The sequence below is a fragment of the Pseudomonas sp. GW823-FHT04A03 genome, assembly GCF_058796615.1.
The window spans coordinates 764,881-777,832 of sequence record NZ_JBXAIV010000002.1 but is presented as its reverse complement, the minus strand read 5'-3'; the positions used below and the strand labels follow the sequence as shown (position 1 = coordinate 777,832).

Genomic DNA, 12,952 nt, shown 5'->3' with positions numbered 1-12,952 from the left:
CGCCGTCGCGGATGCCGCTGATCAGGTCGCGCAGGGTCACGCCCATGCGCGCGATGCCTTGTTGCAGCACGCCAAGTTCGTCGCGGCGGGTGACGATCACGTTGTGGCTCAGGTCGCCGCTGGCGATGCGGTCGACCACAGCCATGGTTTCCTGCAGCGGACGGGTGATCTGACGGGTGATGATGAACGCGGCGATGACACCCACCAGCAAGGCCAGCAGGGTGCTGATCAGTTGCAGGGTGCGGGCCTGGGCGCTTTCGATGTCACGACGGTCGAGCTGGATCTGATACAGCTGCTCGCTCAGGGTCACGATGGTCGCGCCCTGATCGGTCATTTCCTTGCGCGCCTGCACCGCATCGGTGTTGGCGTTCTTGAAGGCCTGCAAGGCGCTGCGGTAGTTGGTCAGCGCGGTTTCCAGCTGACGCAGGGCGTCCTGCTGCGAACTGGCGAAATGCACGTTCAGCTGCTTGAGGCTGGCGATGGCCACGTCGAGTTGGCCGACGGCTTTCTGCTCGGTCTCGGCGTTGGTGGTGGCGGTGTAGCCGCGCACTTCGTAACGCGCCAGGATGAAGGCTTCCTTGGCGGCGGTGATGGCCTGGAACTGCTCGAAACGCTGTTCGCTCATGTCCATCTGCTGGACGCGGGCGCTGATCGATTCGATCAGGTTGTACGCGGTCTCGGCATTGGCGGCCATGGTGTCGCGCGCCGTGTTGCCGGTGCGGTAGGCGTTACGCATCTTGTTCAGGGACGTCTGGTACTCGGCGATGGTCGCCGCCTGCTCCTTGAGCAGTTTGACGTTTTCCGGGCTCTTGAATTTCCCGATCAGCGCTTGCTGTTGCGCGGCGAAGCCGTCGAGGGTGGTCTGCACGTTCTGCGCGGCGGTTTCGTCGCCGTTGGTCAGCATGTATTGCAGGCGCACCACGCGCAGTTTGGTCAGGCCAGCGTTGAGCTGGGTGATGTCGCTCATCCAGTTGCTGCGGTCAATCAGGCCGCCCAGGCTGGTCCAGCCAGTGAGCGCCAGGATGCAGGTCAGGGCCAGGACGAGGCCGAATCCGAGCCCCAGTTTCAGGTTAACGCTGATGTTGCCGAACCAGCTATTCATCACAAATCCTCCAGAAAACGTTGTGCGTCTTGATCGTCGGTCAGGCTGGAAGATTGTTGTTTTTTTGAGCCAGCAAGGGTGTTAGCAGGACTGTATCGGCCGCAAATCCGATAGCTGAAAGGATTTTGTCCTACGGAATTTGTAACAAGCGCCTCCAAGACTTTTTTCACATGGGTTTCACTGGCTGCCCACGCCGTGCTCTTTAACCTCGCCGCATCGAATGACAAGTGATGGCGGCTTTTTGTGGAATTGCGACTGAGTCTGTTCGGCGTCAAGCGCTCGATTGATCTGAGCGGTCTGGCCCGTTTTCGAAACACCTGGGTGGTATTGGCAGCGTCGGCGCTGGTGATTCCGCTGACCCTGTGGCTGCTCGCCCCGGCGGCGGTGCCTGACCTTGCCCACGGCAATGTGGCCGGGGCGCAGGCGCTGAAGGATGGTTGGGACAAGGGCGAGATGATCGTGCTGGTACGCCATGTCGAGCGCTGCGACCACTCGAAAGCCCCGTGCCTGAGCGGCCACGATGGCATCACCGACCGTTCGCGCAGTGTCGCGGTGAGCGTCGGCGCGCAGTTCGAGCAGTTGGGTCTGGACAAGGCCGACGTCTACAACAGCCCGATGATGCGCACGGTGCAGACTGCCGGCTACATGTTCAACAAGGCCGCGACCGGCGAAGACTGGCTGATCAGTTGCAAGGGCCGGATGCTGCAGGACGCGCTCGCGCACAAAGTCCCGGGCCGCAACCTTATTCTGGTGACCCACAGCGAATGCATGGCGCAGCTGGAAAAAGACCTCAAGGTGCCGGCCTCGACCCTCGGGTACGGCGCATCGCTGTTTGTTTCCGCCGCCAGCCCGGCGGCCCCACAGATGCTCGGCTTCATTGGAGCCTCCGACTGGCGCACGGTGACCACCCAATGAAATCCCGCTTTTACGCTTACAACTTCGGCATCCCGCTGCTGTGTGCCGCGCTGGTGTTCCTGATGTTCGACATGACCCGTATCGACATCGCGTTCAGCAATCTGCTGTTCGATCCACTGAGCCAATCGTTCCCGCTCGACAAGATCCACTTCTTCGAAAAACTGACCCACAAGTGGGCGCGGATCATTCCGAACTGGACGGCGGAAATCGCCTTGATCGGCGCGATGTTGTCGTTTGTCTGGCCGTTGGTGAAACCGCAAAAACATCCGCGTCTGGGCGGTTTTCTCGAGCGCTGCAAAGTCGCGCCGGTGCTGCGTTTTGCCGCCAATCACCGTAGGGATTTTCTGTTTGTGGTGGTGGCTTTCGCGGTCTGCACCGGGGTGATTCACTTCCTCAAGTCGCACACCAGCGTTTACTGCCCGATCGAAACCACGCTGTACGGCGGAAAGATGCCGCACATCGAGTGGTACAACAATTTCCAGCTGTTCCACGAAGCGGGTGCAGGGCGTTGCTGGCCGGGCGGCCATGCTTCCGGTGGTTTCACCATGCTGGCGCTGTATTTTGTGGCGCGTCGTTATCAATGGCGCTTTTCCAGCGCGTTGCTGTGGGGCTCGCTGCTTCTCGGTTTTGTCTACGGCACTACGCGAGTCCTACAGGGCTGGCACTACATGTCCCACACGTTCTGGGCCGGGATCTTCGTGTGGCTGGCGTGTTTGCTGACGGCGCTGGCGTTCTACGGACGGGCTCGTCTGGAGTTGCCGGTGTTGAGCAAGCGTGAGCGGAAGGTGTTCGGCGCACAGCCTGAGGTTTCTCTCTGAGTCCTCGCCGCTGAAATGAAAAACCCGCCATCACCGGCGGGTTTTTCGTTTGTGCTTTGGTGGTTTCAATAGCCCACGAAGTAATACGCCTGACGCCCGACCATCATGGTCTTGTGCACTTTCAGCGGGGCGACGGGTTCGCTGTCTCCCGAGATCACGGCGATGTTTGATGGCGATGCACTGAGGAATTCCCGTAGCTGCGCATCGGTATCCAGGCCCTTGAGGACGCTTCGGGTATAGAACACGCTGGCGCCGCCGACCCGTTCGTTGGCTTGAAACAGTGCGACCTGGCTGCCGTTCGCTTGCAGGGACTGGATGTGTTCGGTCAGCGGCAGGAACGACAGATGTTTATCGGCATTTGGCAGCGCCCATTGCGCGGCGCCAAGGTAGCTGGCGATGACCACCGTCAGTATCCCCGCCGCCACTGTCTGACGATGGCGGGCGATTCGTCCGACAAAACCATTCTTGTGATCCTTCAACCTGTCGAACAGCACGCCCGCATATTCCGCTGCAATCACTGCCGCTGCGGGCGTCATCGACATCAGGTAAACCGTACGTTTGCTTGAAGCCAGGGTCAGCAGGATGAACTGCGCGATTATCCACAGGCTGAAAAACAGCAGGTAACGGTTGGCCTTCAATTGTTTACGGAAGTGCCACAGCCCCAGATAGACCAGAATGTTCCAGGGCAGGAACGCTTCGGGCAGTTTGGCGATGTAGTAGTAAAACGGCTCATAGTGCCCGGCTTCGACGAACGATCCGCTGAAACGTCCTACGCTGTTGGTCAGCAAGACTTCTCTGACTGCCTGTGCGCCGCCGTGCTGATAAAGCACCGCGAGCCAGATCAGCAGCGGGATCAGCCCGAGCGCTGTCAACAAACCGGGTCGCAACCACTCAGTCAGTTTGAAGCGCTTGTCCATCAGATTGTCGGCCAGCAGATAAGCGAAAATCACCACCCCCGGCATCGCCAGACCGAGCACGCCTTTGCTCAGCGTGGCGATGGCGATCCCGGCTACAAACAGCAACGAATTGCCTGGAGTCGGTGCTCGCTGCGCCTGGAAGAACGCCAACAGTGCGGTGGTCACGCCAAGTGCGAGCAACGCATCCTCGCCGACCCCACGCACGTTGCTCCAGTAACTGGCCATGGTCGCCAGCAGAATCCCCGCCGTCCAGGCGATGGCCTTCGGGCGTTCAAATCGGCGCAACATGGCGTACAGCAGCATCACGCTGAGCAACCCGGCCACCGCCGACGCCAGTCGCACCGCCCAGGGCGAGACGCCGAAAACACGCATGGCGCCGGCGTCCAGCCACAGGCTCAGGGGCGGTTTTTCCAGGAAGGGCTCGCCGAACAGACGCGGCGTCACCCAGTCGTTGTCCAAATGCATTTCCATCGCAATGCCCGCAACCCGGGCCTCGGTGGAGCCTTGCAGTTGATGGTTGCCAAGGGCGAAAAAGAACAGCAGAGCGGCAAGCAGAAGCAGGGAAGAGGCGGCACGCGACATGGGTTCAGGCAACCGGAAGTGAGCGGAAACCCGAGCTTACGCGGCCAATCCTTAATAATTTGTGAACGTCAGGACAGCGGTCGTGACCAGCGTTGCTCCGGCGTTTCAAAACTCTGATTGACCCGCGCCGTCAGCACATGATCCTGCCAGCGCCCGGCAATGTTCAGATAGGCCTTGGCATAACCTTCACGTTCAAATCCAAGGCGCTCAAGCAACCGGCCGCTGCGTTCATTGCCGGGAATGTAGTTGGCCATGATCCGGTGCAGGTTCTGGGTGTCGAACATATAGGCGATGGCCGCCTCCAGCGCTTCCTGCATCAAACCCTTGCCCTGATGCGCTTCGTCGATGTGATAACCCAGATAACACGCCTGAAACGCACCGCGGATGATCCCGCTGAAATTGCAGGCGCCGATCATCTGCTCGCCGTCCGGGGTCAGCAACGCCATATGCACCGCCAGCCCGGCTTCGAAGGCGCTGGCCTGTATTTCAAGGCGTCGGCGGATCTGTTCGGTGGAAAAGTAATCGGTGGTACGAATCGGCGACCACGGCGCGAGGTGACGTTGATTGCGCTGGTAGAACGCGCTTTCCAGCGGCGCCTGATCCGGGTCGAGTACCGCGAGCGTCAGGCGTTGACAGGGCAGGGTCAGCAGCGGCATCGGGTGCTCCGGGTCTCGGGGTTGATCACCAGAATTGCCCGGTGGGCAGGAAAACACAAATCGCGGGTGGTTTGACTCGTTCTATAAATTTGCGGCGTTCGCTGCACAGTCAGGTATGGCTTGTCGTGCGCGAAGGCGTTTTCAAGGAGGATACGATGGAGTTTGCGTTAATGGCGGGGGGCGAATCAATGCGTGTCAGATCCCCGGATCCGGCGTTGTACCTTGCGTTTCAGCAAGCGCTGAACGTCAGCTATCCGGAGCATTCGGAGTTTTTGTCCTGGGCCCGTGCGCACACGACCGAGGAACAGGCGCTGGAGTCGTTGCTCAAGGCCCGTGATGAGTTCGACAGCGAAACCGGCGAGCGCAGGTTTTTTATCGTTGCTGCCGACGGGGCGGCGATCATCGGCTGCATCGGCCTGAAACCGCGGGGGCGTAATCGTTACGTCGTCGGTTATTGGGCTAACAGCGAACATTCGGGTAAGGGGTATCTGCGAGCCGCGCTGACTCAATTGCTGGGTCGATTTCCCGATGCCACGTTTTACCTGACCACGTCTTCCGCCAATTTGCGCAGTCAGCATTTGGCCGCTACTGCAGGGTTCTTGTTGATCAGGGTTCATCCTCGGGCCCGGCATTCGGAGCAACACGGCGTTCAGGACACGTATGTGTATCGCTTCGCCGCCAAATCCCGGGCAAAAAAAAGCCCGCAGGAGCGCGGGCGAACCGTAGTTTCTTGAATGAGCGAGGGCAATGTACACGGCCATCACCGCCGCCGGGGTGAAGAAAAGTTCATGTCGATGAACGACTTGCGTCATCGACGAGCGGTCGTTTTCAGTGCACGACAGGCGCCGTCGTACGAGGCACCAGATTCACCGGATCAAGGTTCTCCACGGCACGATTGACCAGCATTTCGGTCATGATCGACAGCTGCCGGATCGCCAGCAACCGGCTGCGTTGAGAGCCCGTGAAATCATCGGCGATATTGGCCGTCACCATGTTCAGCGCCGCCAGCGTTTCGCAGGCATGGGTCAGCAGAGTGGCCGTGTCCACATCGGTGCGCACGGAGAAAATCTCGTTGAACGGCAGGGTGCGACGCGGCTTTCTCACGTACTCCTGAGGCTGGGCAAGCACAGCCGGCTCTTTCGATTCGGTTTCGTGAGTCGGTGTTTGATCAGGCAGGCTTCGGGTGTCTTTTTTCATGACGAGGCTCCATGGTTTCAGGCTCCCGGCGAATTCCTTTGGTAAACCATCTGCCGGGTTGCAGCGGAGCGCGAAGACTAGCGTTTGGACGCATCTTGAACCAGTTCATGGAAGTCGACGCGGGTTGCGGGAAATTTCCTAGGACGTTGGGTGGAGGTGTTGTTCGGATGCGGGACTGCAGATGCGACAAGGGCCGCACTGGGGGTAATGCTGTTCACTTAAGCATTTGAACCACTGTCGGGGTTCTTAGAAAATCCGATGCCAGATATCTGGCATCGGATTTTTTATGTCTGTTCAATAGTATCTGCTCGACCTCGGCGATCTCTTCAACTTTTCAGATCTGAGCACCTTTACTCAGAACATACCTATTGAATGGGTGGCATCGGCTCTGGGGCTCTCCAGCCAGGCCAGTATCAGACGTCGTCGACTGCCTGCAGACCAAGTGCTTTGGCTTGTGCTGGGCATGGCGCTATTTCGTGACGAACCTGTGCACGAAGTCGCCAGACGACTGAATATCTGCGCCCAGGGTTTGGCAACAGATCATCTGCTCGCCCGCAGCGGCGTGACCGAACCGCGCAAGCGGCTTGGAGCTAATCCTGTCGAGTGGCTGTTTCGCAAAACCGGCAATCAATGGGGCAGCGAGCGTTACCGCGAGCGATGATGCCTGGCAGGGGTTGCAAGTGTTTGCTGTGGACGGTGCGCGTGCTGCGCACGGCAGATACACCGGAGCTGCGTAATCGGTTCAGGAAACACTCCGTCCGAACGCCAGACCCCGTTTCCCTTGATGCGTATGGTCGCCTTGATGAATGTGCGCTCGCACGAGGTTCTGGATGCTCAACTGAGTCCTTATCGACGTAGCGAAATGCGTTTGACTGATGAGTTCCTGCAGCAGATCCCCGACCATTCAACAACCCTGTTTTACAGGGTTTTTTTTGGAGTGCTGAATTGATGCTCGGTCTAAGCAATTGAGGGCGTAATCGCCATTGGTTGACCCCGGCACGCAAGAATCTGGTCAGCGAAGAAGTGATTCGTTACGGCAAAAACGATCGCCTTGTACGCATGAAAGTGTCGCAGCAGGCAAAAAAAGCGAAATCCGGAAGTGCCGACATAGTGGGAGGTGCGTGAGGTCGGCTACGAAGTGCAGGGCAAACTGAAAACAGTGCTGACCTCGTTACATGCCGCTACTTACATTGGAAAAGCCGTGCCAAGCTCTATCAGGAACGATGGAAAATCGAAATGGGTTTCAGAGACATCAAAAGCTCGGTGCAGCAGAATGTCGTCACCTTGCGCAGCAAGAAGATCGATCTGGTTTACCAGCAAGCTTGGGGGGGCTGGCCTACAACATGATTCGTCGGGAGACGAGCCAAGCGGCAGTCGATTTTGGTCGAGCGCCATCGACCATTCGCTTCAAGCCGGCGTGTCAGTACATTGCCGTTCAGTTGATCGTGATGGCGGCAGCCAACCCGATCTCCGCGACGGCTAGACGATTGGCGGAGCTCAGAACGGGTGTTGGAGGAATGTTTCTGGATCACCGCCCGAGGCCTTCGAGGCCAAGGGCGGTAAAGATTGCAAAAAACCAATTTCCGGTAGACCGAAAGGCTGTTCCGCTTAAGTGAACAGCATTACGCCATTTGGCGGGTTTTTATATGAAAAAATATTAACGCATGAATGCTTGGCGCGCCTCAAGTTGTTGTCTCCATTCCCTAACAAGAACAGGAAGCCTGTAAAACACCTCTCGGCCAAAAATTACCTCATCGATATACCCCATGTGCAGCATATCAATGATTCTACACAGATAAGAGCGGCCGCATTCCCACCACGTATAGTAGTCATCGACTACTAACATGTGATGAATTCGCTGATGCCCTGCTTGTTCTAACTCGGTGAGTTCCATGCCATCTAATAGAGACTCATATACACCGTCAGCAACACGACTGCCGAAACTGGTCGTGTAATAATATTCTTTGATTTCCCATATGGCGATGGGATTAATTACTGCCGGAAATGCTCCATCTACCCTACGTGAAAGGGTTCTCAGAGGCATGCGGTTGTGAGTAACAGTGGTCAAGCTTCTTGGGTCGTAGTCGCAACTGTGCGATCCGATATTTTCTTCAACTAGCATATTAACCATGCCAGTAAGGAATGCAAAATTTTTCTTTTCGGCCTTCTGCTTGTTCAGAGGTAGCGGGCAAGTAGGTCGAAGCTTGTCATAAAGTTTATTGAAGGCCTCTTGCGCTTGCTCTTTGTTCATCAAATTCCCACGAACAACGTTGTTCAATACCTCAGAGCGGTAAGTGAAGTAGTCGATCAATACTTCACCAAATTGTGTAAGGTTTCCGCAATGGTCTTCAATGTGAGCAAATGATAGATTCAGTTTGTTGAAAGCTTTGTGTAGTTGCTGTCGGTTGGGTATGAGAATGGTTTTACTGGTTCTATCTGTATAGCCGACTTCCTGGCTAATAGTGCGAACATTAGCCCAGAACTCTCTAGTCTGGCTAAGAAAACGGATATCAGCTTTCAAGATATTTCTCTATAAAATCCATTAGCGGCACCCCAATGGCATCGCAAATTCTTTCTAACTCATATAGATCTAATCGCTGTTCACCACTCTCGTACTTACTAACAAACGATTGTGTTTCATTAATTCGCTCAGCGAGTTGCGCTTGAGTAATTCCAGACTCAAGGCGATATTGGCGAAGAAGTAAGTGATATCTATGAGTTTTGGCCATTTACTGAATATAAAATATCTGGTAGGATATTCAAAATCAGAATATTGATCATGATAGGGGCGCCAAATTGGGGCAAATACAACGAGATTTTTTTGAGGCAGAGGAACTGAAAAGCCTGCCTCTTAAGTCCAAAGCTTTCAAAAGCCAACTATTGAAGTGGGTAGGGAATAAGCAAAAACAAGCTGAAGATATTATTAGTTATTTTCCTGAGCATTACGGCACATATTTTGAACCGTTTCTGGGGAGTGGGGGTGTCCTCGGAACTTTAAATCCAACCAAGGCTATAGCAAGTGACGTGTTCCCCCCGCTTGTAGAAATTTGGACAGCGTTGCATAGTGACAAAGAGTCGCTTAAAAAATGGTATCAGGATCGACATGAGTTAATAGCTGTATTAGGAAAAAAAGAAGCATATAAAAAAGTTCTGGACTCTTATAATTCCAATCCTAACGGGGCTGATCTCGTTTTTATACTTCGCTCCTGCTACGGCGGGGTAGTGAGATTCCGTAAAAAAGATGGTTTTATGTCCACTCCTTGCGGGGCACACAACCCTATGCCGCCTGAAAAGTTTTCTCAAAGAGTTGATTTGTGGAGCGAGAGAACAAAAGGTGTTGAATTCATCTTGTGTGATTTTGAAGAGTCGATGGATAAGGCAGAACGAGGTGATTTGATTTATTGCGACCCACCCTATGTTGATAGTCAGGCGATTTTATATGGTGCTCAGTCCTTTTCTCTCAGTCGCTTGCTCAATAAAATAGATGAATGTAAGCGTCGTGGTGTTTATGTTGCGTTGAGTATTGATGGAACGAAATTTTCCGGAAAAAAGCTATGTGATGTGGATGTGCCTGAAGGATTGTTTAAGCAGGAAGTGTTCATAAACGTTGGTCGTTCAATGCTGAAGCGATTTCAAATGGACGGAAAAAGTTTAGAAGGGCACTTGGTTACAGATCGATTGCTACTGACGTACTAAGAAATTTTCTAAATGAATTTTGATAGGTCTTTTATAAGCGTGTTTTCATGCGGGCGTGCTAGCCCGCTTGAAGATTAGATTTGTCAAGGTCGATATAGCGATGCTAAAGCGATTTCAAATTAATGGTAAGCCAGTTGAGTTGCAGGTGTTAAAAGACAGATTATTGTTGGCTTATAATATTAAGTATGAGTTGATTATGCATAATGTAAATCTTAGAGATTCAGTTTTTTTGGCTGTGGCTAGTTATCTAGAAATTCTTGATGGTGAGATTCCAAGTGGTGGAATCTACAAAGTTGTTACTGGTGAAGTTGAGCGTGAATTGTTTAGCTTTGTGTTTCAGCATTGCGGAAGGAATCAGAGCTTGGCGACGAAAGTATTAGGTATTAGCAGGGCTACATTTCGAAAGAAAATGACAGAATTTGGTTTCATCTGAAGGAGTCCGCCACCATGCTCTGGTCGCACATGGGCATTGTTACTAGATCACCAACATAAATTTGACCACAAGCACATACGAACCTACTTTTGCGTGGCATTCTCGTTTCCAAGCGAAAGAGGCTGTCATCACACGGTCACGCTGATGAATACAAAGTCGGGCGCCTCCAGCAAACATAGTGAGGTTTTGTGGGCTACTGATTCTCTAATCATTTTTTTCCATCCTCCCCCCCAAAAAAGCATTTACAGGGCCCCATTATTAGGGGGGATTGCGGGAGAGTGTCTCAGGTAGCTTAGATGACGCATAGTTATCCCACCGAGCCGCCACTGCTGAGTAGGCCAGCGCTGATAAAAAACGGCACAGAAAAATGGGGCACCCATTAGCCGGTCCAAGGCCAAGGTTAAAAGCCACCGCGCCCCGCAGTTTTCAACTGCAGGGTGTGCTCTTTAGCCTGATCGGTTGAACCCGTTTCCTCTTCATTGGCTATGAACGAGTCGTGCCAGACACCCATTTGGATCAAGCGGTAACGATACGACCAGCATCGCCCTGGCAGTTAACTACCCCAGAGAAAGGTTAGTGCCGCCAATGCGTCCAAAACGTGTCGCAGAACTGTGGCTTGTGCAAACCACACGTCCAGTCCCGGCTAGCTCACCTAGTAGACGACTAGGTTACAACACACTCAGGTAGTGACAGCCGGTCGCCACTCTGATTTAGTGGTTCGTGCCCAGTCCCTTTTGGTTGACCGACCATCATCTGATTCGTCCTTTAGGCGAGACAGCGTCTGGCATCAAAAGGCTGTTTTTACTTCAGGATGTGATAACTCACTCGCCCCAACTTATGTGCCAGCGCCTTGGTAGCTGAGCTCCGCCAGGGTTTCGCAGGTATGGGTCAGCAGAGTGGCCGTGTGCACGTCGGTGCGTACGGAGAAAATCTCATTAAAGGCAGGGTTCGACGCGGCTTTCTCACGTATTCCTGAGGCTGGGCAAGCACAGCCGGTTCTTTCGATTCGGTTTCGTGAGGCGGTGTTTGATCATGCAGGCTTCGGGTGTCTTTTTTCATGACGAGGCTCCATGGTTTCAGGCTCCCGGCAAATTCCTTTGGTAAACCATCTGCCGGCTTGCAGCGGAGCGCGAAGGCGAGCGCTAGGAAGCATCTTGAAGCAGTACATGAAAATCGACGCGTACTGAGGGAGGTTTCTTAGGACGCCTGCAGACAGGAGCGGAGTTCACTCGATGTCAGCGTGTGCTTGAAGTGATGTTCCCACAACCGCACCCCCAGCCCGCCAGAACGATCCAGCGACGAACCCACCGTCAGATCCGTCAGCAACGTCGACTGCAAACCGGCATCGAACAACGCAAACCCGGCAGCCAGGCAGCAGGTTTCGGTTTGCAGGCCGCAGACCAACACGCGATCCAGATTCAGGCTTTTCAGGTATTCGATTGTGTCCGGGGAGGGCGCGTAGCCGTATTTGATGAAGATGCAGTCTGCGGCGATCAGGCTGTCGTCATCCGCTGTCGGGTGCCAGCCGAGCTGACGCTGGAAGGGTGTGCGGCTCTCGTCATGGCGCTCGACTGTGGCGGCGCTGGGCAGTTTGCCGATCAGCGATTGAATGCCGTCGATCAGCCATTGCGGCGGGGAGAAGCTGGGTTGGACGTCGATGATCAGCAGTGCCTGGCGCATGAGGTCTCCCGGGATGAATCTCCAGATGCGACAAGGCCCGCACTGGGCGGGCCTTGTCGTTGAGAGTTGGTGGAGCCGGGGGGATTTGAACCCCCGTCCGCCAGTACTCCGCTGTCGGTACTACATGCGTAGCCGTGTCTATTAAGTTAACCCTCAGCGACCCGACGGGCAGGGTGCTTTGGGCGAGTTGTGTAAGTTTTAGCCGCTTCGTCCACAACGTACTGCACGGCGATTCTGTTCTATATGACAATCATTTTGGGTTTACAGACATCCCCTGATGATTGCTGGACCCGAAGGTACCAGGAGTGCATGTCAGCTGCAATTAAGCAGCGAGAGCAGCACCGTATTGGTCGTCATTGGCAACTATAAGAAGTTGCAACAGTGGATTTACGACTTCTGTTACCAAGTCGGCATGCACCTAGAGTTTCGCAACCGGCGTCGAATCCTAAACGGCCCCGAGCCTGGTGCTCTGTGAATCTTGTGAGCAACAAGCCTGCGCAGTGTACGCCAAACGGCTCACAAGGCCAACCCGAAGGTTGGCCTGAGCTTCGATCAGTTATTGGTTCCGCTGGTTTTGCGGATTTCCAGAATGGTTTGCTGGGTTTCAGCCACGCATTCGTCGATCTTGCCCTGGGCCTTGAGTGCCTGGGCCTTCTGCACACTGGCTTCTACCCGTTGATTCAGGTCGGGTGAGGCCATTGCCTGCGCCTTGGCGTTGTTGATGGTTTGCAGATTGGCATCGCACAGATCGGCGGGCTTGTCGGCGGCGAACGAAGCAGACGCCATCATCGAGGCAGTAACGAACAGACCTAACAGTACAGAACGTTTCATATGAATCTCCTTGAACTGAGGGATCCAGACTTCGCTGGCCGTCAGGACGGGCAACCGAATGGAGGACAAGCCCCGATTGTTCGGGGCCTGTTCTGTGGACTGCGGTCGCTCGCAAGGGTTCTATT

General features: G+C 54.6%; 12 protein-coding genes, 1 other RNA gene and 2 pseudogenes. 6 read left to right on the top strand and 9 right to left on the bottom strand.

The window, feature by feature from the left end; translation table 11 throughout:
* Positions 1 to 40 precede the first annotated feature (40 nt).
* A pseudogene (locus AC1Q9F_RS09515) lies at positions 41 to 967 on the bottom strand (methyl-accepting chemotaxis protein); the annotation flags it as partial.
* A 378-nt stretch (positions 968 to 1,345) separates the two neighbouring features.
* Between AC1Q9F_RS09515 and pmrG the strand changes: the two are divergent.
* Entirely contained in the window at positions 1,346 to 2,017 is a 672-nt protein-coding gene (gene pmrG / locus AC1Q9F_RS09510; RefSeq protein WP_492619482.1) for a lipopolysaccharide core heptose(II)-phosphate phosphatase PmrG, read from the top strand.
* A complete protein-coding gene (locus tag AC1Q9F_RS09505) occupies positions 2,014 to 2,835 on the top strand; it encodes a phosphatase PAP2 family protein (protein WP_492619483.1) in 822 nt (273 codons plus the stop codon). Before pmrG ends, AC1Q9F_RS09505 begins: the two co-directional genes overlap by 4 nt.
* A gap of 65 nt (positions 2,836 to 2,900) precedes the next feature.
* Here AC1Q9F_RS09505 and AC1Q9F_RS09500 read toward each other — a convergent pair whose 3' ends face one another.
* The gene (locus tag AC1Q9F_RS09500; RefSeq protein WP_492619484.1) at positions 2,901 to 4,334 is read right to left on the bottom strand and encodes an ArnT family glycosyltransferase; all 1,434 of its coding nucleotides are present in this window, start codon (positions 4,332 to 4,334) and stop codon (positions 2,901 to 2,903) included.
* Positions 4,335 to 4,402: 68 nt separating this feature from the next.
* Positions 4,403 to 4,990: a ribosomal protein S5-alanine N-acetyltransferase gene (rimJ, locus tag AC1Q9F_RS09495; protein ID WP_492619485.1), complete on the bottom strand. Its 588-nt coding sequence runs from the start codon at positions 4,988 to 4,990 to the stop codon at positions 4,403 to 4,405.
* A gap of 155 nt (positions 4,991 to 5,145) precedes the next feature.
* Here rimJ and AC1Q9F_RS09490 point away from each other — a divergent pair, with 155 nt between their 5' ends.
* Positions 5,146 to 5,724, top strand: a complete 579-nt coding sequence (locus tag AC1Q9F_RS09490) for a GNAT family N-acetyltransferase (protein WP_492619785.1) — start codon at positions 5,146 to 5,148, stop codon at positions 5,722 to 5,724.
* 94 nt (positions 5,725 to 5,818) lie between these two features.
* On the opposite strand, the gene AC1Q9F_RS09485 is transcribed toward AC1Q9F_RS09490, so the two are convergent.
* A complete protein-coding gene (locus AC1Q9F_RS09485; protein WP_375745347.1) occupies positions 5,819 to 6,187 on the bottom strand; it encodes a DUF6124 family protein in 369 nt (122 codons plus the stop codon).
* Positions 6,188 to 6,491: 304 nt separating this feature from the next.
* Here AC1Q9F_RS09485 and AC1Q9F_RS09480 point away from each other — a divergent pair.
* Positions 6,492 to 7,803: pseudogene (locus tag AC1Q9F_RS09480) on the top strand (IS4 family transposase).
* Positions 7,804 to 7,844: 41 nt separating this feature from the next.
* On the opposite strand, the gene AC1Q9F_RS09475 reads toward AC1Q9F_RS09480, so the two are convergent.
* Complete coding sequence (locus AC1Q9F_RS09475; RefSeq protein WP_492619486.1) at positions 7,845 to 8,708, bottom strand: DUF7687 domain-containing protein; 864 nt, start codon at positions 8,706 to 8,708, stop codon at positions 7,845 to 7,847.
* A complete protein-coding gene (locus AC1Q9F_RS09470) occupies positions 8,698 to 8,916 on the bottom strand; it encodes a helix-turn-helix domain-containing protein (RefSeq protein ID WP_483316923.1) in 219 nt (72 codons plus the stop codon). The genes AC1Q9F_RS09475 and AC1Q9F_RS09470 overlap by 11 nt, the downstream gene beginning before the upstream one ends.
* 67 nt (positions 8,917 to 8,983) lie before the next feature.
* Here AC1Q9F_RS09470 and AC1Q9F_RS09465 point away from each other — a divergent pair, with 67 nt between their 5' ends.
* Positions 8,984 to 9,883, top strand: coding sequence for a DNA adenine methylase (locus AC1Q9F_RS09465; protein WP_483316924.1), 900 nt, complete (start codon positions 8,984 to 8,986; stop codon positions 9,881 to 9,883).
* Between the two features lie 100 nt (positions 9,884 to 9,983).
* Positions 9,984 to 10,316 (top strand): helix-turn-helix domain-containing protein, encoded by a 333-nt coding sequence (locus tag AC1Q9F_RS09460; protein ID WP_492619487.1) that lies wholly within the window; start codon positions 9,984 to 9,986, stop codon positions 10,314 to 10,316.
* Between the two features lie 1,197 nt (positions 10,317 to 11,513).
* Here the strand turns inward: AC1Q9F_RS09460 and AC1Q9F_RS09455 are convergent.
* The 3 genes from AC1Q9F_RS09455 to AC1Q9F_RS09445 all read right to left on the bottom strand — a co-directional run bounded on the left by AC1Q9F_RS09455 (position 11,514) and on the right by AC1Q9F_RS09445 (position 12,827).
* Positions 11,514 to 11,996, bottom strand: coding sequence for an isochorismatase family protein (locus tag AC1Q9F_RS09455; RefSeq protein ID WP_492619488.1), 483 nt, complete (start codon positions 11,994 to 11,996; stop codon positions 11,514 to 11,516).
* A 67-nt stretch (positions 11,997 to 12,063) separates the two neighbouring features.
* Positions 12,064 to 12,453, bottom strand: a transfer-messenger RNA (tmRNA) gene (gene ssrA, locus AC1Q9F_RS09450).
* Positions 12,454 to 12,548: 95 nt separating this feature from the next.
* Entirely contained in the window at positions 12,549 to 12,827 is a 279-nt protein-coding gene (locus AC1Q9F_RS09445; protein ID WP_007953788.1) for a PA2433 domain-containing protein, read from the bottom strand.
* Between the last annotated feature and the right edge of the window lie 125 nt (positions 12,828 to 12,952).